Raw genomic sequence first — 24,982 nt, 5'->3', positions numbered from 1 at the left:
AAGTCAAGGACGAACCCGGAATCATCCGTTTCGATCGGACTGAAGTAAATATCGAATTTACAATTCCCAGGTTTCACAGAATCTGGCTTTCAATCGATTAGAGAAGATGCCCGAACGTCTTAGAAAAATCACTCTTTTTTTATTCTGCGCAAGCATTGTAACAATCGGTCTGTCCGTGTCCCTCAGTCAGGGATTTTTGGTGCTCGCCTTTTTGACGTCCTTGTTTTCTGCGAAAACACCCGGCTTTTGGAAGGAGCCCGTCATACTTGTCTGCCTTTTCTTTTTCGGATGGTATCTTACCGACTTTGCGATTCACGCCTTTTCGGAGCAATCGTTCAGAGCATACGCCAAAACCGCGTTTAACGCCGAACTCAAAGATATTTTTCTTTTTATCGGTTTGATTCTCGCGTGGAATTTAAAGAAAGAAGAATTCCCCCGCATTCTCAAAACACTCAACATTCTCTTTTGGGTTTTACTGGTAACCGGATTCGTTTCCAGTTTTTCCCCGATTCGACTTTCCCGATTGATCAGCGATCTTTATAGAGAATCTGCAAATTGGAAGTTCACACACCCCATGGGACACCTCGGAGGAATCTCTTTGTTTCTTCCGATCGGTTTGATGAATACCCATCTTACGTTCGGCGGTTTGCTCCAGTTCTTTTTTCCCGTTCCTGTCTTTCTCTTTTTAAAAACCTTTTTCGAAAAGAATTACAAAAAGGCGGCATTGCAGGGACTGATTCTATTCGTTTTTTTGTATGTCGTCTTTTTAAACAACGCCCGTTCTTCTCTGTTAGGCGCGATTTTTTCGTCGCTTACGGCCTTTCTCGTTCTGGGGATCATCCGCAAGGAATTGCCGACGTCCAAGATTCTGGTCTTTACTGCGGGAACACTCTCGTTGCTTCTCCTATTAGGGATCGGACTTTCGTTTACGCAGGCGGGTCAGAAGATCACGGATCCTTTGTTCGGAAAGGAGAAACATACCGATTCGGGAAGAACCTTTATATGGGATTCAACCTTCCCTTTGATTGAAAAAAATCCTCTCGTCGGCGTCGGCCCCGGAAATTACAACCGGGAGATCGAAAAATCGAGAGCGGAACATTCCGAACGATATAGAGAACTCTATTACTTTTACGAAACAACACAAAGAGGACATGCGCACAACGATTACTTTCACCTCTTTGCCGTGTTCGGCCTTCCCGCAATCTTTCTATTCGTTTTCTTAGGAACTTCCTTATATCACAAGTTGATCGTCAGTCGACTTCCCTACGAGCAAATCTTGTATTTTTTCGGGTTATCCGGATTTTTCTTTTCCGGACTCTTTCAGTGTTACTTTCAAGACGACGAAGTCGTAATTCTATTCTGGATCTTATGCGGACTGTTCCTCCGATTTTCCAAAGAAGAATCCGACAAGACGACCGATGTCGCTTAATAACGATAGCAATACGTTCCCCAATTCCTTCGATTTTCCATCGCATCCGCTTCGAATGAAAAACGAAGATTCGGTTTTAAAACGCTTTCTCGATACGAAAGCATTTCCGGAATCAATTCGGAATATTCCATTCCTTTTTTAGAATATTCATGAAAGCAAAAGCCGAGAAAGGCGTTGTCGTATTCCAAAAACAACATTCCTTCGGCTTGATGCGGGATCGCCGAAAGGATATTTCCCGCCGCCGTCCAAGAAATTTCAACGGGACCGTTTCCTCTTTGATACAATAAAACCGCTCGGAGATTCGGGAACTTCCCGCTTCGCAACGGTTCATCGGGTAAAAACAAATTTCCAGTTACAGTTGAGAAATACTTCGGCACAAACAAAAACGTCGGTTTCGATTCGAAACGCGAGAGAGAATCCTCCTTTTCCGTCGTTAAAAGCGTGTTTCCTTTTTTAGTACGCAAGGAGGAATTTTTCCGAAAGTTTCTCGTTTTCACTGGATGATTCGTTCTTTTTCCGGTAAATCCGCTGGAAGCTGCGGAAAAATCCGAAACAACTTTGCATGTTTCTCCGGGATCATAAGAATATTCTAAAATCATTCTAAAGAATCCCGCGCCCGATTCAAAAAAGACAGATTCCTCGGAGAAAGCATTCGATCGACAAAGGGTTTGTTCGAATCCGATCGGAATTGCGTTCTCTGGAAATCCGAACGAAAACGAATCCGATCCGGCATCGGACGTGGATGCCAATGAACTCGGCGCATTCAAAAAATCGAATGTAACCGTGGGTTGAAATCGAATTGCGCTCGCCGCAACGCGGTCCCATTCCCGAGAATACGCTTCCACCAAAGACGCATCGGTCGTTCGAAAAAGGATTTCCCGATTGCTATCTCTGGCGCTGACCGAAAAATTATAGGAACCCGAAAGGAGAATTTTACCGTCGATCAACATCGTCTTGTGATGCAAAAGTCCGCCCTTCCCGAACGAATCGCCGGAAATCGTTTCCTCGTTTCCGTCTCCGAAAATTTTCGAATCCGTGCGATCGAACGCGTTTGCCAGAAATTTTCCTTCCTCATCCACGGGAGAATCGTAAACTCCTTGGACGGAGACACCTCTTCGATTTGCATACGCGAGACGGGACGTCAAAACGGAATCAAAATGATCAAAGATCAGATATCGAACCGATTCTTTCGAAGAATCGACGTCCCGTAAGATCAGATTTTGAATCAATCTTCCTTTTTCGGGCGAAATATAAAATTGAAACGGAGGGATTTCAAGAACGTCGATTCCCGGATCTTCTTCCAGAAAGGAGTAAAAGGATTCCCGCTCCGTTTCAAAAAGATCAAAGCTCACATATCCGTTCAGATCGTTTTCCAATCCATACCAGGTAAAATTTCCGGAACCCAAAAAGACAGTCTTCCGATCGACGATGAGTATTTTAGAATGTTGTAAACCGGACCGCTCCCATCTTCGGAACAACCCCAATCGAACCAACTCCTGCGGATAATCCTTATCCGGATCCGCGACGATGGAAATGGTGATTCCTCTTTTTGCGGCTCTTTGGAGCGCGGCCAGAATCTCCGGATCGTCGAACGAGTAAATCCAGAGATCGATCGAAACCTCCGCGGTTTCGATTCGTTTTAAAATCGAGTCTCGAACGTTTCTCTTTTGAGACAAAGGAGTATATCTTCCCGGAAAGGAAAAGAAACTTTGAATCTTGCGAGGTAGGCTCCAATCCATCCAAAACAATTTTGAATCAGCGTCATTGGCGCAAGAAAAAACCAGAAGCAAGGACCACGAAACAAACGACTGTCTCATAGAATGACTCCCGAACTGACCTGAAAGAAGATTTCTTTTTTTGCGGAATCGGGATCGCTCCAGGAGCCGCCCAAGGATAGATTCAAAAAACTGAATACAAACCGCCAATTCTCCGAAGGAAAATAAAACATCGTTTGAATCAAAGCCTCGCGTAAATACTTCTTCTGAAAAGAATCCCGAGAGATCGTAAGAGCCCCCGAATTTCCTTTGTCTTCGGTCAGGAAAAAATAAGAGGCTGCATAGAATCGAAATCGAATGCAGGATTCCTGATATTCCAATCGAACTCCCGTCCAGGCCGACTGACGTTTTCCGCTTTGAATCGTGAATTGTTTTTCCAAACCCCGTTCCGTAATCCACGCGGACGGATAAAAATCCAAACTTTGAACGGTGGTAAACACGGCGGAAGGCGAAGAACCCATTCCGATAAAACCGAGTTCCAAAATTTCTCCGTTCTCCTGTCGTTTGTCCCGATCGGGAAGAAACCCGAAAATTTCGAACTTCCAAGGCTTCCATTCTCCTCCCAAGGACGCAAAGAAAGCTTCTCCCGTAATCGGAATCGCAGCCGCATTTCGAATCCGATTCCAGCCGGTCTTATCCTGACCCCGCGCCAAAACACCGGAAAGGAACCATCGAAACCAAACATATTGACCTTTCCATTCGATCGCGGTATGAGTTAAATAATCGCGGTCGCCGGAAGAAACGTTTCGATTCTCCGCATCCAAATCGTTCGCAAACCTTCCCCAATTTTGAAGATTGAGATATTGATACGCCAAACCGATTTCCCCAAACGGAACATCGATTTGATACCCGACCCCGCCTCTATAACGATTTCTGAATCCACCGGAATGCGAACCGGCGTTTGAAGAAGAACCGTTTGTTGTGCTTTTTCCTTGTAGAGCGCCGGATGAATTTTCATTTGTATTTGTTTCGGCATTCCGATCGACGCCGAACTTCGATCCTTTCGTATCGAGAATCGAATCCTTCCATCCGTCCTTTTCCAACAATCGATAGCCGGAATAAAAATCGAAACCGTCGAAACGAAGTCTGCCTCGCTCTTGAAAATCGGCTCGAACCGTAACCCCATCCGTTCCGTCCGACCAATCGCCGAACGCGGACGATTGTTTCCTATCCTCTTGAACCCTTCCCAGCAACAGAGAAACATTCTGACGTTTTAAAGAAACATAAAGATTCTTCCCCGCGAAGAAGTTCAGTTTTGATTCGCTAGAAACCGTTAAATCCGCCTGAATTTTCCAGTCGATCCGTTCCGATTCCATCCGACGATCCACACCCGCATGAAACAAAGAAGAATTCATTCGGATTTCTTGATATTCTTTCCGTTCTCCATCCTTGCCATCGTTCCCGAATTCGATTTCCGCTTTTTGACTCGCCCCCAATCCCCAGCCCATCCAGCCTAAAGAGGTCCATCCGGAAGTTTGATCGGCCGCGAATAAAGGAAAACACATTAGAAGGAAAGAATATACGAAACTACGTATCATAAGGATTCCTTCTTTTTGATTTCGTAATCGGATGCGGAATCCCCGGTCCGTCCGGTCTTCAAAAGAATCAAATCGTTCGCATTCGCATCGATGGAAAACGGAAGCGGAGAAAATTGATTTCCGTAGCTGTGAATGTGAACCGATTTTCCGGAAACGTCTTGGAAAAGATCCAATCCTTCGTTTTTGCCGATTCCGTTTCCGATCGTAGTCGTTTTATCGATCGTAAAAATCTTTCGGAAGGTTTCGGAGTGAAACGGGATCGACTCGTTCTTAAAATTCGGAGAAAGAACGTATCCGCATTCTCCCGGATGCAAAAACCGATCGCCGAAACTCCAACCCGTTGTGTTCGGGTTAAACTCATTCCAACCGGCGGGAAGAGTCGATCCGAATCGAAACGAATATTCTACCAGACGATCGGAAGCGGAACTGTCCCGAATTTCCAAACTACGGATGTCGACCGATTCAGCTCCCTGATTGCAGATCGAAAACCACTCGTTGGAGGAAACGGTCGGATTCGGATAGACCGTAGAAATCAAAACGCCTGAAGAACCGGGAATCAAAATCAGACTCTCCGCACCCGCCGAAACCAAGTAATTTAGAGTTTCATAATTTACCGCTAAGGAGCCCAATCCGTTTTCCCGAAGATCTCTCCAAAACCGCAGAAACTCCGAAGCTGCAACACGAGCTCCCGCGCTCGGTTGAATCGTTATCCAATCGAATTCTCCCGAAATAAGCCCGGCGGCTCCTGGATTCCAACTGATCCAAGGATTTAAAAAGAAATTATCAGTTGCGAAATCTTCTCTTTGGAAAAAAGGAAACGTTCGATTCTCCAAACCCGGACTTGCCTCCGTTCCGGAACAGCCGGCTTTTCTCGAACTCAGAACGGTAAGAGCGCTATTCTTCCAAACTTCTTTCCCGGAAATTGTTCGAAAAAGGGATGCGGATCGTCTCAATTTCTGCGAAGAAGAATGAATCCCCATTTTTCCCAGCGAGTCCCATTCGATCCAATCACTGGAAACAGTCGCATCCAAGGAAAGAAGCCGCACACGACCGGTGTTTGCTAAATTCAACTCGGGCACGATCCAAACGGAAACATCGGGAAAACAAACGAGTCGACCGATGGAAAAAACATTCTTACCCGGAACCAACTCTACTAAGAAGCGATAATTCTTGGTTCCGGATTCAACTTCCAACACCTTGGAAACGTTCGTATCCGAATCGACCTCGATAAAACGATCCGCACTTACGGAAGTCGTGCCGTCATACGAACCCATCCAGGAAATTTCCGAAACAACCGCCTGATTCGGTGGAGTCATATCGAGCGGATCCGTTTTGATTCCGGGATTCATGAAATGAGAATTTTGAATTTGCGAATTCAGAGTTTGTGAGTTCGTTTTCGGATGAGGAATCCATATACCGTTTCGGTACAAAAGAGAAACGATCGTTCCGTCCGTTCGTTTCAAGACCGGAGTTTGGAAAGAAGTTTCGGAAAGAATCCGATTCGTTCGATTCTTTCGGTCTTTCAACAGCAGTTCAAACCCGAATTCAAACTCTTTCAAAACCGAAGAGGAAAGAAGAACTTCCCCTTTCATAAAATCCCGATTTCCTATCGTAAGAATTTCTCCGGGTTTTATAGAACGTGAATCGATCCAAATCGGAATTTCTCTTCCGTCCGATTCGACCGAAAGACCGTTCGGATTGCAAATTCGATTACCTGAATATTCTAAATCCAGAAACTTCTGGTTGGAATCGACCGTTCCACCCGTAAAAACCCCGGTCCAATTCGCTTCTTCGATTTGAAACGAAGCCGCATCGCAAAACGGAATTTCGTTTCCCGCAACTTCCGGTTCGTTGAATGATCCCGGATTTTCAAAACCCGGACTCATGCAATATCGTTCCCATTGATTCGATTGGAAAAAATTTTCACAAAGGGAATAGAAGTTTCGTTTAGAAGAATAATACCTACCGCCTTCTAAAAAGGTTCGTTCGGGATTTTCGAAAACATCGGATAAATTCCCGCTTTGTAGACTCCAATTTCCGTTCTTCTTGAGGTCGCTCCAAGGAAAGGAAACAAGTTCCAATCCGGGAAGATTACTTCCGGTTTCCGTGAACAACAGCGTTTCGTTCGGAATCAAAAAAGAAGGACCGGAAAGAATCGGATTTTTCTTAGAACTCGTTTCGATCGTGAGATCGCGAAAACAAATCGGTTCGTTTTCCGAATTCGCAAATTCCAAAAACCTTCCCAGAGAGGATTCGGTTCCTCCGAAAACCTCGCTCAAAACCGGAAGTTTCTCTTTGCATCGAAGAACCATTTCCCGGTTGGAGCTTGCAATTTCCGAAAGGAATTCGGAAAGAATCGATGTGTTCCCGGGAATTTCGATCACCAACGTATTTGCAGAATCCGTAAAGTTCTCGGCAGAAAAGAGAATTCTGATTTTTTCCTGACCGGCCCAAACGCTGAAACCAGAAATTAGATTCGGAGTATGCGGTCTCGCGATCGAATCTTCCGAAAAGACGCTCACCCAGTTCGATTTCGGAAATTTACGTTTTTTTAACTCCCGATCGATCCATTGAAAACCGGAAAGAATCATCCAGTCTTCCGTGATTTCCTCCAGAAGATCCCGGTTGAGACGAACGCTGACTTTCGCCTGCCCCTTCTCCGAGAAATCGAAAACCGTCTGTTCCGTCCTGGAATCGAAATGAGTATTCCAGAATTTCAGAATATTTTGAAATTCTAATTCTATGTTTCCTTGCGGATCGGGAAAACAGACGCTGACTCCGTACACGGAGACGGTTCCGCTGAACAAGCAGACAATCCCCGGAACCTTTTGGATTCGAACGGACGGATGCCTCCATTGTTTGGAAATCTCCCGCGGAATCTTGCTGGAAATCGTGTTTTCGGGTTCGTAGAAAAGTTTCCATTCTCCGGGACGAAGAATCGGGACGATCCAGGCGTCCTTTCCCTTTCCGTGACAAAACTCGAAGGCGCCAAAACAAAGAATCGATACGAATACGGATTTGAATTTCATGTTCCCTCCGCTCGGTACGGTTTCCGGGAACGTTTCTTCCGTGCTGGGTCGGCGGGATTTTTATTCTTTTTTTTGGAGTTGTTTTAGAATTTTTTCGGCGAGATTTTCGCCGATTCCGGGCACCGCGAGAAGTTCTTCTTTGGTCGCGTCCTCGATTTTTTTCTCACCCGAAAAATGCTGAAGAAGCAGCTTGCTTCGTTTGAATCCGATATCCGGAACGTCTTGAATGAGCGCTCGCATCGTTTCCTTGTTTCTCCGGGATCGGTGATGTGTGACTCCGAAACGGTGCGCTTCGTCCCGAAGATGGCGCAAGAGTTTCATACCGGGAGAATTCATATCGAAGATAAAGGGTTCGTTGTCGCCCGGGAAATAGATTTCCTCCCGCTTTTTGGCGAGACCGACCATCGGGATTCCTTCCGCACCGGCTTCGACAGCTGCTTCACAGGCCTTGGTCAACTGGGTGGGACCTCCGTCGATCACCATCAAATCCGGAAACACTCCTTCTTCGTTGATGATTCTTTGTAAGCGCCTGGAAATCACCTCGTGGATCATCCCGGGATCGTTGATCCCTTCGTAGCCGCGCATATTATACTTTCTGTATCCTTGTTTGAAGGGTTTTCCTTCCACAAACATAACTCCGCTCGCAACCGGCTGAGAACCTTGGAAGTGACTGATGTCATAACATTCGATGATATGAGGCGGACGTTCGAGGGAAAACATCTCTTGGATTTCCTTTAAGGCCGCGCTTTGGTCCCTGTAATGAGTCGCGAGCATTCTTTCCGTGAGACTGAGTTCCGCGTTTTTCTCGGCGATCTTTAAGAGAGATCGTTTGTCTCCGCTGCGGGGAGATTTGAGCTTGGGTCTAAATCCGGTTTTTTCCTGAAGAACATCGATGACAGCCGAAACTTCTTCTTTGATATCCGTAGGAATAAAAATCGAAGGCGGAACCAAAGCCGCGTTCAAATAATAATCGCGGAAGAACGCACCGATGATTTCGGAATCTTCCGCATCCTGCACACCCTGGATCGGAAACGACTTTTTGGTTTCAAGTCTTCCTCCCCGCACTTCCAAAAGAATCACCTGGCCCTCGTCCTGTTTTCTCGCAAAACCGATCACGTCCTCGTCTCCGCCTTCCGTGCTGACGACGGTTTGTTTTTCCCGGAAGTTATTGATCCTTTGTAGCATGTCGCGATAACGAGCGGCCTTTTCGAAATCCATCCGATCGGAAGCCGCGGACATCTTGACGCTCAGATCTCCCGCGAGGGATTCCTTTTTTCCCTCCAAGAATTGAATCACTTGGTCAATTACGACTTTATAATCTTCTACCGGAATCGTTCCTTGACAAGGCCCGAGACAACGGCCCATATCGAAGTTCAAACACGGTCTTCTGGGTTTGGGTAAAGGAAGAATCTGTCTCGTTTTACGGACCGGAAAAATTCTCAAGATGATGTCTAACGTTTCCCGAGTGGATCGTACATCCGAATAAGGACCGAAATAACGATCCCCGTTGTCCTTGAGCTTTCTCGTGATATAAACCATCGGATACGGTTCGGAGAGGGAAACGCAGATATACGGATACTTTTTGTCGTCTTTGAGACGGACGTTAAAACGAGGATTGTGTTTTTTGATGAGAGTCGCTTCTAAGATCAGCGCTTCCTTTTCGGTCCCGGTTGCGATCCAATCCAAGTCGAAGATTTCCCTTTGCAGAGCGCGGGTTTTGATATCGGGATGTTTTTCTTTGAGATAATTGCGGATGCGTTTGTCTAGATTTTTCGCTTTGCCTACGTATAAAACCTCGCCTTTTCGGGATTTCCACAAATAACAACCCGGAGAAGCGCCGAGGTTTTTGATTTTTTCCAGAATGAGCGTATGATTGAGAATTTCAGGCATAAAAGGATAACGTTCTTCTTTCTTTAGACTTCAGTCCGATGGAGTTTATGGATTCGAGTTTGATCCTTCAACAGGAATTTCGGAATCATCCAATTCTTCCTCGAAATTCTCCTCCGGTTCGATGGAAATGGAAGAAGAATTTTGACTCTTTCTTGAATACTTTTTCTTCTTTCGTTTTGCGTCCTTCTGTTTGTTTCGAATCGTTTTTTTTTGTTCGTCGCTGACGACACCTTGCGTTTTACGATTCTGTTCCTGGATCTTTTCGCAGAGAATGGCTCTTGCTTTATAACGGTTGAGTCCCTGTGTTCTGTAGAGAGAACATTTGATTTCGATTCCGGTCGGTTTGTGTCTCAAGTGAACGGCAGTCGAAACCTTATTTACGTTCTGACCCCCCTTGCCTCCGCTCCTCGTAAAACTTTCCTCAAGATCGGTTTCCCTGATCTGAAGAACTTCCATCAGTTCCAGCAATTTGGATTCTTTTTCCACCGAAACGGGAAAACGAGAAGCCATGACGAACCTACTTTAGATCCTGAAGTTCGAAATGATCGCGGAAATACGGAAACGGTCTTCCGTTTTCGTCCAGACAAACATACGTGATCTTGCAATCGATGATTTCTTTGAGTTCCTTTCGGCTCTGACTTTTTCCGATGGATGTGTTGCGGATCGTGATCGAACTATTTCCGATTTTGTCGATCTTGGAAAAAATCTGGATGATATCCCCGAGGAGTCCCGGACTTTTAAATACGACATCCGCCATGCTCACGGTGACGATATTGGAATAGCGGATCTTTTCCATCACATACATCGCGCATCCTTCGTCGATCCACGCGAGCATCTGACCTCCGAAAAGAAATCCGTGCTGATTGAGATCCCTCGACATCACGATATGTTGCGTCGCGAGTTCCATTCCTTCCAATTTTTGATCGATAAATACTTCCATATTATTTCTAAGCTCCGTTTACGACTGAGGACGAGGGACAATCTTTTTTTAAGATACAATCTTCGCAGAATCTTCGATGAGCCTTACAGCTTTTTCTACCCAAAAAGATGAGATATAAGGAAATATCCCTCCAATACTTTTCGGGAAGAAGAGCCATCAGATCCTTCTCCACTTGAACCGGATCGGTCTTCGTTGTCAGACCCAACACTTTCGAAATCCGATTTACGTGCGTATCGACTACGATTCCTTCCACACGACCGTGCACTTCCGACAAAACTACGTTCGCCGTTTTTCGTCCAAACCCCGGAAGCGTAATCAGCTCCGCGATCGTATTCGGAATTTTACCGTCGAAGTCGTTTAACAATTTCTTGGCGAAACCTTGAATCGACTTCGCTTTATTGCGGTAAAAGCCCGTGGAAAAGATCAACGTTTCGATCTCTTTCAGATCGGCGTTTGCAAAGGATTCTAAACTGGGAAAGGCTTTAAAAAGAGCTGGGGTGACTTGATTGACCCGTTCGTCCGTGCATTGTGCACTGAGAATCACGGCAATCGCGAGTTCGTAGTCTTTTTGAAAATGAAGAGGAGTTGCGACCTCCCCGAATTCTTTTCTAAGAAGAGAAAAGATTCGGGAAAACCACTTTAGAAACGCAGAATCAGGCTTTTTTTGGAGCCGACTTTTCGATTCCCGCGTATTTTTTTGGAGCAAGAACGCCCAAGGATCCGCCGTTATCTTTGATGGCGGCCTTAATTCCTTTTTTTCTCAGAGTACGAAGAGCTCTGGTAGAAAGACGAACCGTAACCCAACGATTTTCATCTTCCAAAAAGATTCTTTTTTTGATAAGATTCACCTTCCAGGTTCTTCTTGTCTTAATGTGGGAATGGGAAACGTTGTTTCCTGCTACAGTGCCCTTCCCGGTTACTTCACATCTTCTGGCCATAGTAAGGACAGGATCAATCGACGCCTTTCCCTGTCAACCTTTCCGCCGAATTTCTGGCGTTTAGGACGGATTTTGGAAGACTTTTTTCTTTTTTCAGTGGAGAATCTTCCCGGAGGCAAAAAAATAACCCTCAAACTTCGCCGATGTTTAGAACCTTTTTTACAAACCTTCAGCTTCGCTTGGATCGAATTTGGAAGGTAAACATTCTTCCGTTCTTTCAAAGCAAACGAATCCGAATCGAAAGACGACTACAGCCGATTCTTCACGAAGAATTCACCAAAGAACAGATCGTGGATCCAAGACAGGTCCAACATCTTCTCTACGAAACCAATCTTCCTTTGGAAAACGGAGTTCCTCCCCGGTTTGCGGACCTGATGGAAGTGGAGACGAGCGCGTTTGCCGGTGGAAAACAAAAGGTTCGGATGAAACAAAAACTTCATTCGAGTTTTCCGGAACAAACCAAGTATAGAATTTGGAAGCTCTTGCACAAATCCCTGCTTTCCCTTCACGAAAAACCCTGGAAGAAATTTTTTGCCAAAGCGGAATCCGAATTTTCCGAGGTTCAGAATTCTCCCGATCTCATGAGCGCGGCTTCGCCGAAACCGTATCATTTATTTTTGCATTCGCTCGTTCTCTGGGAAGAATTCTATCCTTGGGAAGAATGGAAATCTTCTTTGCCGGTTTCTTGGATTCCGTTCGGAACTTCGAAGAGGATCAAACTGCGCTTTGTAGCCGCACGCGTTTCCTCGTTTTCCAAACAGGAATTCTATGACGAATCCTATTCTCCCGAACTTGCGTTTTGCGATCTCTACGCACTCGGTTATTTGCGGGAATCGTCTGACAAGAGTGTGGATTTGGCAAATCCGGAATCGTATTACTTAGGAACATTCTTTCCTTCTAAATTAGAAAGGAAGAATCTTCCTCTTTGGTTGAAGGAACGCAATCTGTTTCCTCAGGAATTTCAGTGGAGAAGTTCAGCCAAAGAACAAATTTTCAAAATCTTGAATCAAGAAATCCGTTTTAAAATCGAAAGCGAAACCCAAGAATCCTATGATTCCGAGTTCTTGCAAGTCGGCGGAAAAAAGTTTCATTTGAAGAGCGACATTTTACAGGCCCGTTTTTTCCAACGAGCGATCTTAACCGTCCATCCAATGGTGTTTGCCAATCGTTGGTTGAAAGGGTTTTAGGAGTTTGCCTCGTTTTTTCAATTTTTAGACGAGTACGATTTTTTAGATTTTTCAGATCCTTTCCTTGATCGATAATTCCGATCTCTATCTTTCGATCGGTTTTGCCGAATTCGGCTACTCTCTCTGCCCCCGCAGAAACGTTTCAATTCCGACAAGCTTTTTTCGAAAATCCTGTCGGAACATTCAAAAATCCGCATGGACTAATGAATTCTTTTTTATCAATGTTCCGACAAGATTTCGATTTCAGAGTTGTAAATTCTTCCAGCGCTCGATTCCGGCAAGAAATCGATCGTTCGTCTCCCCAAAACCGATCCGAATCCAACCTTCGCATTCAAAATCCCGTCCCGGCAAAACAAAAACTCCGCACTGGGAAATCAGCGCATCCGCGTACTTCGACGAATCGATTCCTTTCTTTAGCTTCACGAAGGAAACCACTCCGCCTCCGGGAGGCACAAAGGATTCCAATCCGGGGAGACCGCGCCAAACGCTTTCGAAATTTTGAATATTCCGCAAAATGGATGTTTTAATCGGAGCGATCAATCGTTCCCGATTCTTCAAAATTTGAAGCGTTAAAAATTCGGAAATCGGAGAAACCGTATGCGTTAGATAATCCTTAAACGAACGCGCCCGTTCGATCAATTCGACCGGCCCGGTCATCCAACCGATTCGAAGTCCCATCACACCGAAACACTTCGTGATCGAACCTGTACTTACCGTTCTTTCGTTCAAACCCGCGCCCGTCCAAGAAAGATCGTTTTGAAAATCCAAAAACCGATAGTGTTCGTCGAACAAAACCCAGCCTTTGTGTTCGGACGCGAATTCCCGAAGTCGTTCGATTTCAGCCGCACGTAAAGAGAAACCGGACGGATTGTGGGGATGATTGAAGATGACGAGATTCTTCCCTCTCGCGAACAATTCCCAAACGCAAAATTCGGGCAGAGAAGAATCGGGATTTTGATCCATCGTTTCCAAAAGAGAAACCGGTTCCAAAACGGCTCCGATCATCTTAGGAATTTCGTATAACGCTTGAAAAGCGGGATCGAGATACGAAACGACCGAACCTTTTTTGCAAAGAAGATGAAAGAGAATGTACAGCGCTTCTCCGGTTCCGGTCGTGACCAAAATCTGATCCGCGTGCAAACCGGGATACAACTTCGCGATTTCTTCCCGAAGAGTAAGATCACCTCGGTTGGGAGCGTCTTCCAAAGAAATCGAATTCAAAACTTCGGGAGAAAGTTCTAGAACGGAAAGAAGTTCTCCGAGGGTTCGATTGCGAACCCCGCTTTCTCCCAGATTGCAGGGCGCGGTTTTTCTATATTTCTCGAGTCGTTCCTCGATCCAGAATTCTCCGGGTTGCATCAAGAAACAAGGGTAAGAATGGCTCCGCTTAAAAGAAACAGAATTGCAAGAAATCCGAAAGAAATCTGAATCCAAAAATGAATTCGTAAACTACGAAGACCGATCCGTAGGAAGTCCAAATCCTCTCCCTTCGTATCCGTAATCCGTTTGAAAGAAATCGCCGCGCTGTAACTCCAAAGCCCGGCCAATAAAAAAAGAATTCCAGGCACGAGAAACAAAACGAGTTTCCCCGTTTCGTTCGATACGAACGCGGAAAAGAAGGACACACCCGAAAGACAGAAAAAAGAGAAAGAGGCAAGTTTTAAAACGCGGCTCAAACCGATGAATTCTCTGTTTTCGTCCTGATTGAATTCGTAAGATTCCATACTTTTAGAATCGGCTAAAATTAGGGTTGAACCTCAGGGAAAGGCGATTTTTATGAATTTAATCCTCTTAAAAAAATATCGGAAATCCGCAAATACTATGAATCATCCCGAATCCCTCATTCATTCCTGGACACAAGATCCCTTCCCGAGCGGAGTTCGAACCGAAGCGACCCGCGCTCTGGAAAAATTCTCCAATGGAGAATCCGGTCCCGACGTAGAAGCCTTTTCCGTTCCTCTCGAATTCGGAACGGGAGGCATGCGCGGAAGACTCGGAAACGGAATCGGAAGAATGAACGAGTTCACCGTGGGCCGGGCGGCTCTCGGTTTCGTAGGTTATCTTTCTAAAAAAACGAAGAAGGCTTCCATCGTAATCGCGTACGATTCGAGAAGAAGATCCAAAGAATTTGCGGAAGTCACCGCGGGCATCGCCGCTTCTCTCGGAGTGAAGGTGATTCTTTTTAACGAGGTGACTCCGACCCCGCTTCTTTCGTATGCGATCCGTTATTACAAGGCCACGGGCGGAGTCGTAATCACCGCTTCCCACAATCCGCCCGATTACAACGGGTTCAAAGCCTATCTCGCGGACGGAGGACAACTCGTACCTCCGGATGATAAAAAGATCATTTCTAAAATCGAGTCGATCCACGATTGGAATTCGATTTCGATTCTTTCTCCGAAAGATCCTTTGTATAAGAAGATGGTAAAACCCGCGGGCAAGGACTGTTTCGCTTCCTACAAAAAGGAACTTTCCAAAGCGGGAATCCTTTCCTCTTCCCTAAAACCGAAAGACCGTGCCGCACTGAAGGTCGTTTATTCCCCGTTACACGGAACGGGCGGGAAAGCGATGAAGGAACTCTTAAACGGTTTCGGATACAAAAACGTATTCTTAGTTCCCGAACAAAAAGATCCGAACGGAGAATTCCCCACCGTAAAATATCCGAACCCCGAAGAACCGGAGGCCATGGAACTTTCCAAGAAGTTCGCGATCGCAAAGGGCGCGCACGCGTTCATCGCAACCGACCCGGATGCGGACCGACTCGGAATCGGAGTGAAAAACTCCAAGGGAGAATACGTCTTATTAAACGGAAATCAAATCGGCTCGATCATGGCCGCGTATCTTTGTGAAGCGTACGCCTCCGGCAAAAAAAAGAAAAAGGCAGTATTGATCAAAACCATCGTAACTACGGATCTTCAAGAAAACATCGCTAAGAAAAACAAGGTAAAATACAAAAACGTATTAACCGGATTCAAGTTCATCGCGCAGGTGATGGCAAAGATCGACAAAAGCAAAACCGATTTCTTTTTGTTCGGCGGGGAAGAATCCTTCGGATATCTCCCTGTTTCTTTCGTGAGAGATAAGGATTCGTTATCGTCCGCCCTTCTCCTGTTGGAAATTCTTACCGAAAAAAAAGACCTTCTGCAATACATGGACGAGATCTATCTAAAATACGGCCTCTTTCAGGAAAGCCTTAAATCTCTCACACTCGAAGGAAGCGCCGGTAAAGAAAAGATCCGCAAATCCTTGGAATCTCTGCGAACCGTGGATCTTTTGGGAAAACAAATCCATCAGAGAAAGATCGTGGGCGTTCTGGATTACAAAACCCAGACCGCAAAAGGAAACGCTTCCAAATCGGCATTCGCGGGTTGTCCTTCTTCCGACGTGATCCAAGTCGTTTTGGAAGGAAACGCAAAGCTCACGATTCGTCCTTCCGGAACCGAACCGAAGATCAAGATCTATTCCTCCTTTCAAAGTCTGAAGGCTCCGAAAAACCAAGGAGAGATTCGGACTCTCACGGCTGATCTGCTCGGCGAGATCAAAGCCTCCGAAGAAATATTTTTAAAATTGGCGGGACTCTCATGAACGAAACGGACATTCACAAGGAACTCTTTGAACACACCAAAGAATTAGCGGATCATTATCTGCTGGGCACATACTCTCGTTACAACGTCGCGTTCCGTTACGGGGTCAACGAACTTCTATTCGACTTTGACAATAAACAATACATCGACTTTCACTGCGGGGTCGCGGTCACCAATCTCGGCCACGCCGATCCGGATATCATCGAAGTCGTTCGTTCCCAAGCGGACAAACTCTTTCACACTTCGAATCTATTCTACTCCGAAGAAGCGGCCAAACTCGCGGAGCTTTTGATTCTCAATTCGTTTCCCGGAAAAGTGTTTTTGACCAACTCCGGAACCGAAGCGATCGAAGGCGCGTTCAAACTCGCTAGAAAATACGCGACTTCCAAAAGCATCGTGGACCCGATCATTCTTTCTCTGGAAAAAAGTTTCCACGGAAGATCCGTTTCCGGGATGAGCTTAACCGGTCAGGACAAAATCAGAAAGGGTTACGGAGAACTTCTCAAAGGAATCGAGTTCATTGAACCGAACAACGACGAAGCACTCGTCGCCGCCTTCGAAAGATATCAGGGAAGAATCGTAGCCTTGATCGAAGAACCGATCTTAGGCGAAAGCGGAATCATCCCCCTTTCCAACAGCTTCTTAACCCTTTCCCGCGAATTGACCGCGGAAAACGACGCCCTTTTGATCTTCGACGAAATCCAAACCGGAATCGGAAGAACCGGAACGTTATTCGCCTTTGAAACGATGGGATTTTCACCGGACGCGATGACTCTTGCCAAAGGACTCGGATCTGGCTTTCCGATCGGAGCTTTGATCGTAGGAGAAAAATACCAAGACCTGTTCACACAAGGTTCTCACGGTTCTACTTTCGGAGGAAATCACCTCGCGGCGGCGATCGCGTACGAAACCATCCGCATCATCCAGACCAGAGAAATCCTGAACAATGTGAATCTTTGTTCGGACATCGCGTTTACAAGATTGAACGACATGAAGGAACGTTATCCGGTCATTTCCGAAGTTAGAGGAAAGGGTCTTCATATCGGAGTCGTGCTGAAAGTTCCTTCCAGACCGATCGCGGAAGCTTGTCTCGCGGCAGGACTCGTGGTGAACGCGACGGCGGACAATGTGATTCGGATCATGCCTCCTCTCACGATCTCCTCCGATTTCTTAAATCAGGGATTGGACATCTTCGAATCCGTACTCAAACAAAACTAAAAAGGATCCAATAAAAGAATGAAGAACGTAGCTGTACTTTCCGGTGACGGAATCGGACCGGAAGTAATGGAGGTAGCCCTCTCCGTTTTGAAAAAGGCTCTCGGTGCGAAGGCTTCCGAGTTTAATTTTAAGGAAGGATACGTGGGCGGAATCGCGATCGATAAAACCGGCCATCCCCTTCCTCCCGAAACGCTCAAACTCTGCGAAGAATCCTCGGCGATTTTATTCGGAAGCGTGGGCGGACCGAAATGGGAAAGTCTTCCTCCGGAAAAACAACCGGAACGAGGAGCGCTTCTCCCTCTCCGAAAACACTTCGACTTATTTGCAAACATCAGACCGGCGATCATCTATCCCGAATTGAAAAAGGCTTCCCCCGTTCGCGCCGACATCATCGGGGACGGATTGGACATTTTGATCCTGCGAGAATTAACCGGCGGAATCTACTTCGGCCAGCCGAAAGGAAGAGAAGGATCGGGTCAGGAAGAATTCGCGTACGACACGATGAAGTATTCCAGAAGGGAGATCGAACGAATCACACGAGTCGCCTTCCAAGCCGCCCGCAAAAGAAATAATAAAGTGACAAGCATCGACAAAGCAAACGTCTTGACGACCTCCGTTTTTTGGAAAGAAGTTGTAATCGATTTGCATAAGAAAGAATTTTCCGACGTCCAATTGAATCATCTTTACGTGGACAACGCGGCGATGCAGCTGATCGTAAACCCGAAACAATTCGACGTGGTTCTTTGCGAAAACATGTTCGGAGACATTCTTTCCGACGAGGCTTCCATCATCACGGGTTCGATCGGTATGTTGCCTTCGGCTTCCCTTTCGGAATCCGGTTTCGGTTTATACGAACCTTCCGGAGGTTCCGCACCGGACATCGCAGGCAAAGGAGTGGCGAATCCGATCGCACAGGTGCTCAGCGCCGCATTGATGTTGCGCTATTCTTTTTCCATGGAAGAAGAAGCGGCCAAGATCGAAAGCGCGGTTCGCAAAACGATCGCCTCCGGCAAAAGAACCAGAGACATCGCCGAAGCGGGATCGACCGTAGTCGGAACCAAGGAAATCGGTCAAGTCATCGAATCCTTTCTCTAAAAAGAGGTAAACAATGAAAGCAGGTGTAGCTCCCAACGGAAGACCGTATCAAGTTTTGATCGCCGAGAACTCCAGATTTCAGGCCAAACAATTGGCGCAAATCTTGGAATCGGAAGGTTATCAAGTGATCGGATTTGCGGAAAACGGAAAGGAACTCGTACAGCTCTACGATCAACACAGACTCGTGGATCTGATCACTCTCGACTTGAACCTTCCCGTGATGGACGGTTATGCGACCTTCTTTGAAATCAAGGACAAAGGAGTTCTTCCGAGAATCATCATCGTATCTGAGGAAAACACTCCCGCAGTATTGAAGAACCTGATCGACGAAGGCGCGATGGATTACATTCCGAAACCGGTCAAACGCGAGAAGGTTTTGGAAAAGGTCAACGCCGCGATCAAGAAGGTTCCGAAAGTCTAACCTTCTTTCCAAATCAGATTCAGATTTCTTCCCACATCCTTTCGACGGTGACTGAAGAAGTCTGAATCCTTCTCCATCGTACAGATCCGTTCGGATTGCAACACGACGGAAATGCCGTTCTTCTCCAGACGAAATTTCAAAAACGATTCCAGATCCAGCAGAAACTTACCGGGCTTTGTTTCCTGCAAACAGTTCGGAAATTCCTCCCGAAACAACAAAGCTACGTCTTCTCCCACTTCGTAACGAAGACCGCTCGCACAGGGTCCGAGATAACCGAAAAGCGTTCCGTTCGTAAGGATCGATTTGTCGAACGTAAGCCGCAAAGTTTTCTCCGTAATTCCGGCTAACGTTCCTTTCCAACCGGAGTGAATCGCGGCAAACTTAGAACTCTGTTCAGACCAAAAAAAAATGGGCATACAATCCGCTGTTTTGATGCAGAGAAGTTTCCCCGAAGCCTCGCCGATCCACGCGTCTCCTTTCTCAAAGGAAGAAGCGTCCGACCGGTCCGCGTCGAACACCGTATCACCGTGAACCTGATCCAGAATAAAAACGTTCGATTCGGAAACTCCGGTAAGTTTGGCGATTTCCCGCTTTTGGGTTTGTACGTCTAACGATTCGTTCGGAAGATCCTTTTTACCCGCGATCAGAATCTTAATTTTTCTCCCTTCGGCGATCGGGAAAGAATGAAAGATGGCCATTGAATCCGATTCTGCGTCGCCCGCGGAAACTGACCAGTGTTAAAGTACGTGATCTTACAAAACCCCTCGGGAAGACTGGAAAAACTTCCGCCCATGAATCGCCGTTCAAACGAAACAACAAAAGTCAAGATCTGCGGAATCCGCGATTTGGAAATCGCACACATCTGCAGGGAAGAAGGAGCCGATTACATCGGACTGAATTTCGTATCTTCGAGTCCCAGGAAAATCGATCTCGCGGGCGCACACAGGATCGTGGATCTCTATCGTTCGCAGGAGAATTCTCCGAAAATCGTACTCTTGTTCTATAAGAATTCTCATGAAGAAATGGAAACCGTGATTTCCGCGCTCGATCACGATTACATTCAATGGGTTTGGGACGATGCAACCGTAACACCGAACGTTCGGGAAACACTCTTCCGCAAAAGACAGATTTGTTCGTATCGGGTTTCCGCACCGATCACGAACGAGAATCTACGGTCCGTCGTTCCGGGGGAACTTCTGATTTTGGATAGTTATTCCAAAGGAGCGGGAGGCGGAACAGGAGAAAGATTCAATTGGGAATACATTCAAGGAATCGAACGAAACTATCTTTTGGCGGGCGGTCTTACTCCGTCTAACGTCGTTCAGGCGGTTCGATCGGTTCGTCCCTTCGGAGTGGACGTCGCCAGCGGAGTGGAATCTTCTCCCGGAACCAAGGACGCACAAAAAGTAATTCAATTTATCAGGAACGCAAAATCGGTCTTATGAGTTTGGAAACCACAGGAACTTCTGCAGAATATTGGAGCGATCTCGCGGACGCGCTGAACACTCCGATGATGAAACAATTTCTCGCGATCAAAAAGGATTTTCCCGATACGATTCTTTTCTTTCGTATGGGCGATTTTTACGAAATGTTTCTGGAAGATGCGAAAGTCGCCTCTTCGATTTTGGACATCGCTCTTACCAAGCGGCAAAACGCCGTTCCTATGTGCGGGATTCCTTATCATTCCAAGGACAATTACATCTCTCGTCTGTTAAACGCGGGAAAAAAGATCGCAATCTGCGAACAATCCAAACCAGACGAACCCGGTTCCAAACTCATGACACGGGATGTAGTGCGGATCATCACTCCGGGAACGGTCATCGAAGAGAATCTTCTTTCCGGATTTCAGAACAACTATCTCGCTGTTTTACATCTCAAAAAAAGTCTGATTTACTTCGCGATGGCCGATTTTTCCACGGGAGAAGTTTTTTATTCCTCCGCTTCGATCACCGGAATCGAACGACTTGTCGCGGAGCTTGAAAAGTTCAGACCATCGGAAATCTGCGTCCCGAAATCGGAACATTCCTTCTTTCAAGAATTGGAATATTTCAAAAATCGAGAATTCACTCTTCTCAAAGATCAGGAAACCGTTTCGGAAAAAGATCCGTTCCAAATTCTTTCCGTATATCTCAACGAATATATCCGCGAAACCTACCGGGACAATAAACTCGTTCTTCGAGAGCCTCGCATTTTAAGTTCCGGAAAGTTTCTCGAAATGGATCGGGAAACGATTCTCAACCTCGAGCTTGTGGAAAACGAAAAGGAAAAGAATCACACCCTTTATTCTATATTCAATTTTTGCAATACTGCGAAAGGAAAACGTCTCCTCAAACAGAGAATTCTTTTTCCCGAATGCGATCCGTTGATCCTCTACTCCCGCTGGGAAAAACAGGATATTCTCTTAAAATCGATTCTCGCGCCGTTTGTGAGCGCTTTGCGGGACGTAGGAGATCTGGAAAGAATTCTCACGCGTTTTCGAGGAAACCACGCGTATCCTCGGGATTTTCGCTCGATCCTAAACTCGATCGCGACGGGAATGAAATTGAAAGCGGAATTGGAAACTCTCTCCTATCCGTTTCTCATTCCTTCAAAAGAACTCCAAACCCTTTCCGATTTCATTGCGGAACGTCTTCATCCGGGCGACGACTTGCCTGTGATTCTCGGAAACGGCCCGTTCCTGAAAACCGGATTCTCCGCTAAGCTGGACAAGGCAAGAGAAGCCGGATTCAAAGGAAAGGATTGGATTTTGGATCTGGAAGCCGAAGAGAAAAAAAGAACCGGCTTAAACACATTAAAGATTCGTTATAATAAGATCGTCGGGTATTTTATAGAAATCTCCCGCGTTCAAGCGGAACAAGCTCCGAAAGATTATCTCAAAAAACAGACTCTCGTTGGCAGCGAACGTTTTACCACTCCAAAGCTGGAAGAAATAGAACGGACGATCCTCGAAGCGGACGAAATCATCCAAGAAATCGAACGGACCGAATTCAACCGAATGGTGGAAGAGGTTTTGCAGTATTCTTCCGCGCTTCTTTCCTTTTCGGAAGAGATCGGAGATCTGGATTTTCAGATTTCGGTTCTGACGGCAAAAGACAAATTCGGATGGATTCGTCCTCAGCTTTCCGACGACCGTTCCCTTGATCTCGGAGATTCCAGACATCCCGTTGTGGAAGCGACTCTTCCTCCCGGTCAGGAATTCATTCCGAACTCCGTGTATCTCGACACCCAAGACAAGGCGATCGCGGTTCTCACGGGGCCGAACATGGCCGGTAAATCCACGTTTATGCGTCAGATCGCCCTAAATCAGATTCTATTTCAGATGGGCGCCTTTGTTCCGGCTAAATCCGCGAGACTTCCGATCGTGGACAAACTATTCACTCGAATCGGAGCGGGAGACAACCTCACCGCGGGAGAATCCACATTCTTCGTCGAGATGAAGGAAACCGCAAACATCCTCAATCATTTCACGGAGGATTCTTTGATTTTGTTCGACGAGGTCGGGAGAGGAACTTCGACCTACGACGGAATGAGCATCGCTTGGTCCATCTTAGAATATCTTTCCTCTTTGCCCGTGCGGCCGAAGACGATCTTTGCCACGCACTATCACGAACTCACCGAACTCTCTCGTCTGGGGGGAATTTTCAATCTGTATCTCGAGACCCTCGAAAAGGAAGACAAGGTTCTTTTTCTAAGAAAGGTAAAGATCGGTAAGGCGAAAAAATCCTTCGGGATCTACGTCGCAAAAATCGCGGGTGTTCCCGACCCGATCGTAAAACGTGCGGCGGAACTTCTAACCGACCTGGAATCCAAAAAGAAAGAGATCAAAATTCAGGAAGCGCAGCCTTCTCTCTTTGCGGAACCGGAGCAAAAGAACGCTCCGTCGGAAACCGAAACGTCGATTCTAAAATTGAAATTGGAAGAGATGACCCCGATCGAAGCCTTAAAGACTTTGGAAGACTTTCAAAAGAAGTTACGAAAACAAAAGTAGTAAAACGTCCATCGGCGCAAAATCCACCCAATTGACGATGAGCTTTTTCAAACCGTCCTTCGCGTGAAAGCCGATTCCTATACCCGCCTCGTTCAACATCAGCGCGTCGTTGGCGCCGTCTCCGACGGCGACGACTTGTTTGTGTGCAATCCCTTCCCGATCGCGAATCGTTTTTAGATATTCGAGCTTTTTGTTTTTATCCACGATGTCGCCCGTAACCGTTCCGGTCAGATGTCCGTCTTCCCGTGTGAGAACGTTTGCGTAAATTTCGTCGATTCCGAACTCCTTTTGAAAGAGTTCGAGAATATCGGTAAACCCTCCGGAGAAAACGGCGGTTCTGCACTTTTTCTCTTTGAGACCTTGGAGAAGTTTTTCAACGCCCACGTTCGGCTCGAGTTGGCGATACAGATCGCTAAAAATCGAAGAGGACAAACCTTTCAGGTGTGTGCATCTTTTTTTGAGCGCTTCGTGAAAGTCCAGGTTTCCTTCCATCGCTTCCCTGGTAACGGAAGCGACTTCTTCGTATACGCCCGCAAACCTTGCGAGTTCGTCGATCACTTCCTGACGGATCAACGTGGAATCCATATCGAACGCGAAAAAACTTTTCTCTTTCGGATTCAAGAGAGAATCGATCTGTAGCAGATCGGAATTTTTCTTTGCAAATAGCGCACGTAAGGCGATCAGTTCGGATGCTTCCAGCTTTCTTCCGACGTTCCATTCGATGCAGCTCCACTCACCTTGTGCGCGGATCGGAGCCGAAGAAAGCGAAAAGGTTTCCTCCGGTTTAAGGGATACGAATCCCCCGATTCCCAACAGGAGTTCCTTTCGAATTTCGTACGGATTTTGAGTCAGAATCAGAAGCACTGGAGAACCTGTTTTAGAGTGATTTATGAAACGATTAAAGATACGGCTGAAGGATCGGTTTTAATTTTTGAACCCAGATTTTATATGCATTTTCGTTCAAATGAATCTTGTCCTGTTCCAGCCAGAATTCCTGACGCAACGCCGGTCGATCCTTTTCCCGAAACCATTGCCAATTGTCCAAAAAGACTACATTTTTATAAGACTGAATGATGGAAACCCAAGACAAATTGATTACGGGAGAAATGCTATTTAAACTTTGTGTGCGAACCGGTGGAATTCCCAAAACGACAATTTTCGTATTCGGGAGGTCCTCGGTAAGCTTATCGAGAATTCTTACCAAATTGGATTCGATCCCATCCAAACATTTTCCCTGAATGAGATCGTTCCCTCCGATCTCAAGTACGATGGCCTTTGGGTTTAAAACGATTACGTCCTCTTCCAATCTTTCCAGAAGAAGTTCGGTCATGTCTCCGCCGATCCCGCGATTGACGGCGCCCGGAAATTCTCGGGTTAAAATTTCGTTGGGAAAAAGTTGAATCAATGAGTTTCCCACAAAGACTACGTTTGCGGTTTTGATTCTTTGGTTATCCTCGCGGTAAATGTTCCGCATCGTGGACCAAAGAGATCTGTATTGAGCGAATTTTTCGGAGGATCGGTAACCGACTCCAGCCCAACATTCAAAGTTAGAGCTGGAATAATCTGTGTATGATTTTTTAAAAAGAACGGAACAGGAAGAAAGAAAAAGAAGCAAGGAAAGAGCGGAGAAGTACCTTACCAAGGATCTATTACTGCTCCTGCGGTTCTTTCATGTGAAAACGTTTGTGCCAATCGGCGATCTGCGCTTGTAGATAATCCTCCGAATCGCAAATCCGGAACTCGATCGGGTTATTGGAGGCGGTATCAATGAGCTTCGCTTCGATATAACCGTTCTTCAGCTTATTGATTTCTATTTTATATTTCATCCATTAAACTCCAGTAATGTCAGATTTTTAGATTAACCCAGGCTTTCAACCGATTCTAAAAAAAACGAACTACTCTTTTTCACCTTAAAAAAGAATACTTCTTAGCTCCGACATTTCCATATAA

The 24,982-nt window shown here is 46.1% G+C and carries 22 protein-coding genes; 8 read left to right on the top strand and 14 right to left on the bottom strand.

Going from position 1 to position 24,982, the window contains the following annotated elements; translation table 11 throughout:
- The first annotated feature begins 106 nt into the window (after positions 1 to 106).
- Positions 107 to 1,429, top strand: a complete 1,323-nt coding sequence (locus LFX17_RS08810) for an O-antigen ligase family protein (RefSeq protein WP_238746152.1) — start codon at positions 107 to 109, stop codon at positions 1,427 to 1,429.
- On the opposite strand, the gene LFX17_RS08805 is transcribed toward LFX17_RS08810, so the two are convergent.
- The 8 genes from LFX17_RS08805 to rpmB are packed head-to-tail and all read right to left on the bottom strand — an operon-like array spanning position 1,426 to position 11,539.
- A complete protein-coding gene (locus LFX17_RS08805) occupies positions 1,426 to 3,246 on the bottom strand; it encodes a phospholipase D-like domain-containing protein (RefSeq protein WP_238746150.1) in 1,821 nt (606 codons plus the stop codon). The two genes, LFX17_RS08810 and LFX17_RS08805, sit on opposite strands and share 4 nt — an antisense overlap.
- Positions 3,243 to 4,742, bottom strand: coding sequence for an LA_2168 family protein (locus tag LFX17_RS08800; protein WP_238746148.1), 1,500 nt, complete (start codon positions 4,740 to 4,742; stop codon positions 3,243 to 3,245). The genes LFX17_RS08805 and LFX17_RS08800 overlap by 4 nt, the downstream gene beginning before the upstream one ends.
- The gene (locus LFX17_RS08795; protein ID WP_238746146.1) at positions 4,739 to 7,771 is read right to left on the bottom strand and encodes a lamin tail domain-containing protein; all 3,033 of its coding nucleotides are present in this window, start codon (positions 7,769 to 7,771) and stop codon (positions 4,739 to 4,741) included. Before LFX17_RS08795 ends, LFX17_RS08800 begins: the two co-directional genes overlap by 4 nt.
- Before the next feature lie 60 nt (positions 7,772 to 7,831).
- Positions 7,832 to 9,661, bottom strand: coding sequence for an excinuclease ABC subunit UvrC (gene uvrC / locus LFX17_RS08790; RefSeq protein ID WP_238731559.1), 1,830 nt, complete (start codon positions 9,659 to 9,661; stop codon positions 7,832 to 7,834).
- Positions 9,662 to 9,706: 45 nt separating this feature from the next.
- Complete coding sequence (locus LFX17_RS08785) at positions 9,707 to 10,171, bottom strand: peptide chain release factor family protein (protein WP_238746144.1); 465 nt, start codon at positions 10,169 to 10,171, stop codon at positions 9,707 to 9,709.
- A 7-nt stretch (positions 10,172 to 10,178) separates the two neighbouring features.
- A complete protein-coding gene (locus LFX17_RS08780; protein WP_010574870.1) occupies positions 10,179 to 10,601 on the bottom strand; it encodes an acyl-CoA thioesterase in 423 nt (140 codons plus the stop codon).
- A gap of 7 nt (positions 10,602 to 10,608) precedes the next feature.
- Positions 10,609 to 11,307: an endonuclease III gene (gene nth, locus LFX17_RS08775; protein WP_238746142.1), complete on the bottom strand. Its 699-nt coding sequence runs from the start codon at positions 11,305 to 11,307 to the stop codon at positions 10,609 to 10,611.
- Positions 11,255 to 11,539 (bottom strand): 50S ribosomal protein L28, encoded by a 285-nt coding sequence (gene rpmB / locus LFX17_RS08770; RefSeq protein WP_238729916.1) that lies wholly within the window; start codon positions 11,537 to 11,539, stop codon positions 11,255 to 11,257. The genes nth and rpmB overlap by 53 nt, the downstream gene beginning before the upstream one ends.
- 143 nt (positions 11,540 to 11,682) lie before the next feature.
- Between rpmB and LFX17_RS08765 the strand changes: the two genes are divergently transcribed.
- Positions 11,683 to 12,726: a hypothetical protein gene (locus tag LFX17_RS08765; protein ID WP_238729915.1), complete on the top strand. Its 1,044-nt coding sequence runs from the start codon at positions 11,683 to 11,685 to the stop codon at positions 12,724 to 12,726.
- Between the two features lie 243 nt (positions 12,727 to 12,969).
- On the opposite strand, the gene LFX17_RS08760 is transcribed toward LFX17_RS08765, so the two are convergent.
- Entirely contained in the window at positions 12,970 to 14,085 is a 1,116-nt protein-coding gene (locus LFX17_RS08760) for a pyridoxal phosphate-dependent aminotransferase (RefSeq protein WP_238746140.1), read from the bottom strand.
- Positions 14,085 to 14,450, bottom strand: coding sequence for a hypothetical protein (locus tag LFX17_RS08755; protein WP_118956642.1), 366 nt, complete (start codon positions 14,448 to 14,450; stop codon positions 14,085 to 14,087). The genes LFX17_RS08760 and LFX17_RS08755 overlap by 1 nt, the downstream gene beginning before the upstream one ends.
- A gap of 97 nt (positions 14,451 to 14,547) precedes the next feature.
- Between LFX17_RS08755 and LFX17_RS08750 the strand changes: the two genes are divergently transcribed.
- From LFX17_RS08750 to LFX17_RS08735, 4 genes are read left to right on the top strand one after another with little or no spacing between them, the layout of a single operon-like run.
- Positions 14,548 to 16,311 carry a phospho-sugar mutase gene (locus LFX17_RS08750; RefSeq protein ID WP_238746138.1) on the top strand — a complete coding sequence of 588 codons (1,764 nt, stop codon included), beginning with the start codon at positions 14,548 to 14,550 and terminating at the stop codon, positions 16,309 to 16,311.
- Positions 16,308 to 17,528 carry an aspartate aminotransferase family protein gene (locus tag LFX17_RS08745; protein WP_238746136.1) on the top strand — a complete coding sequence of 407 codons (1,221 nt, stop codon included), beginning with the start codon at positions 16,308 to 16,310 and terminating at the stop codon, positions 17,526 to 17,528. Before LFX17_RS08750 ends, LFX17_RS08745 begins: the two co-directional genes overlap by 4 nt.
- 18 nt (positions 17,529 to 17,546) lie before the next feature.
- Positions 17,547 to 18,623, top strand: coding sequence for a 3-isopropylmalate dehydrogenase (gene leuB, locus LFX17_RS08740; protein WP_118956644.1), 1,077 nt, complete (start codon positions 17,547 to 17,549; stop codon positions 18,621 to 18,623).
- Positions 18,624 to 18,636: 13 nt separating this feature from the next.
- A complete protein-coding gene (locus tag LFX17_RS08735; protein ID WP_118956645.1) occupies positions 18,637 to 19,044 on the top strand; it encodes a response regulator in 408 nt (135 codons plus the stop codon).
- Here the strand turns inward: LFX17_RS08735 and LFX17_RS08730 are convergent.
- Positions 19,041 to 19,742 (bottom strand): polyphenol oxidase family protein, encoded by a 702-nt coding sequence (locus tag LFX17_RS08730; protein WP_238746134.1) that lies wholly within the window; start codon positions 19,740 to 19,742, stop codon positions 19,041 to 19,043. The genes LFX17_RS08735 and LFX17_RS08730 overlap by 4 nt on opposite strands.
- Positions 19,743 to 19,835: 93 nt before the next feature.
- On the opposite strand from LFX17_RS08730, the gene LFX17_RS08725 reads away from it, so the two are divergent.
- Together LFX17_RS08725 and mutS are read left to right on the top strand one after the other, a co-directional pair.
- Entirely contained in the window at positions 19,836 to 20,489 is a 654-nt protein-coding gene (locus LFX17_RS08725) for a phosphoribosylanthranilate isomerase (RefSeq protein WP_238746129.1), read from the top strand.
- Positions 20,486 to 23,032: a DNA mismatch repair protein MutS gene (gene mutS, locus LFX17_RS08720; protein ID WP_238746127.1), complete on the top strand. Its 2,547-nt coding sequence runs from the start codon at positions 20,486 to 20,488 to the stop codon at positions 23,030 to 23,032. Before LFX17_RS08725 ends, mutS begins: the two co-directional genes overlap by 4 nt.
- Here mutS and serB read toward each other — a convergent pair.
- Genes serB through LFX17_RS08705 form a run of 3 tightly spaced genes read right to left on the bottom strand, consistent with a single transcriptional unit; the run spans position 23,015 to position 24,858 of the window.
- Complete coding sequence (serB, locus tag LFX17_RS08715; RefSeq protein WP_238746125.1) at positions 23,015 to 23,896, bottom strand: phosphoserine phosphatase SerB; 882 nt, start codon at positions 23,894 to 23,896, stop codon at positions 23,015 to 23,017. The two genes, mutS and serB, sit on opposite strands and share 18 nt — an antisense overlap.
- Before the next feature lie 34 nt (positions 23,897 to 23,930).
- Entirely contained in the window at positions 23,931 to 24,674 is a 744-nt protein-coding gene (locus tag LFX17_RS08710; RefSeq protein ID WP_238729905.1) for a GDSL-type esterase/lipase family protein, read from the bottom strand.
- Between the two features lie 7 nt (positions 24,675 to 24,681).
- Positions 24,682 to 24,858 carry a hypothetical protein gene (locus LFX17_RS08705; RefSeq protein ID WP_000875511.1) on the bottom strand — a complete coding sequence of 59 codons (177 nt, stop codon included), beginning with the start codon at positions 24,856 to 24,858 and terminating at the stop codon, positions 24,682 to 24,684.
- Positions 24,859 to 24,982: the final 124 nt, after the last annotated feature.

Origin of the sequence: Leptospira sanjuanensis (assembly GCF_022267375.1) — a bacterium.
Taxonomy (GTDB): Bacteria; Spirochaetota; Leptospiria; order Leptospirales; family Leptospiraceae; genus Leptospira; species Leptospira sanjuanensis.
The sequence above is the reverse complement of the archived record's forward strand: the minus strand, read 5'-3'. Positions and strand labels throughout refer to the sequence as shown.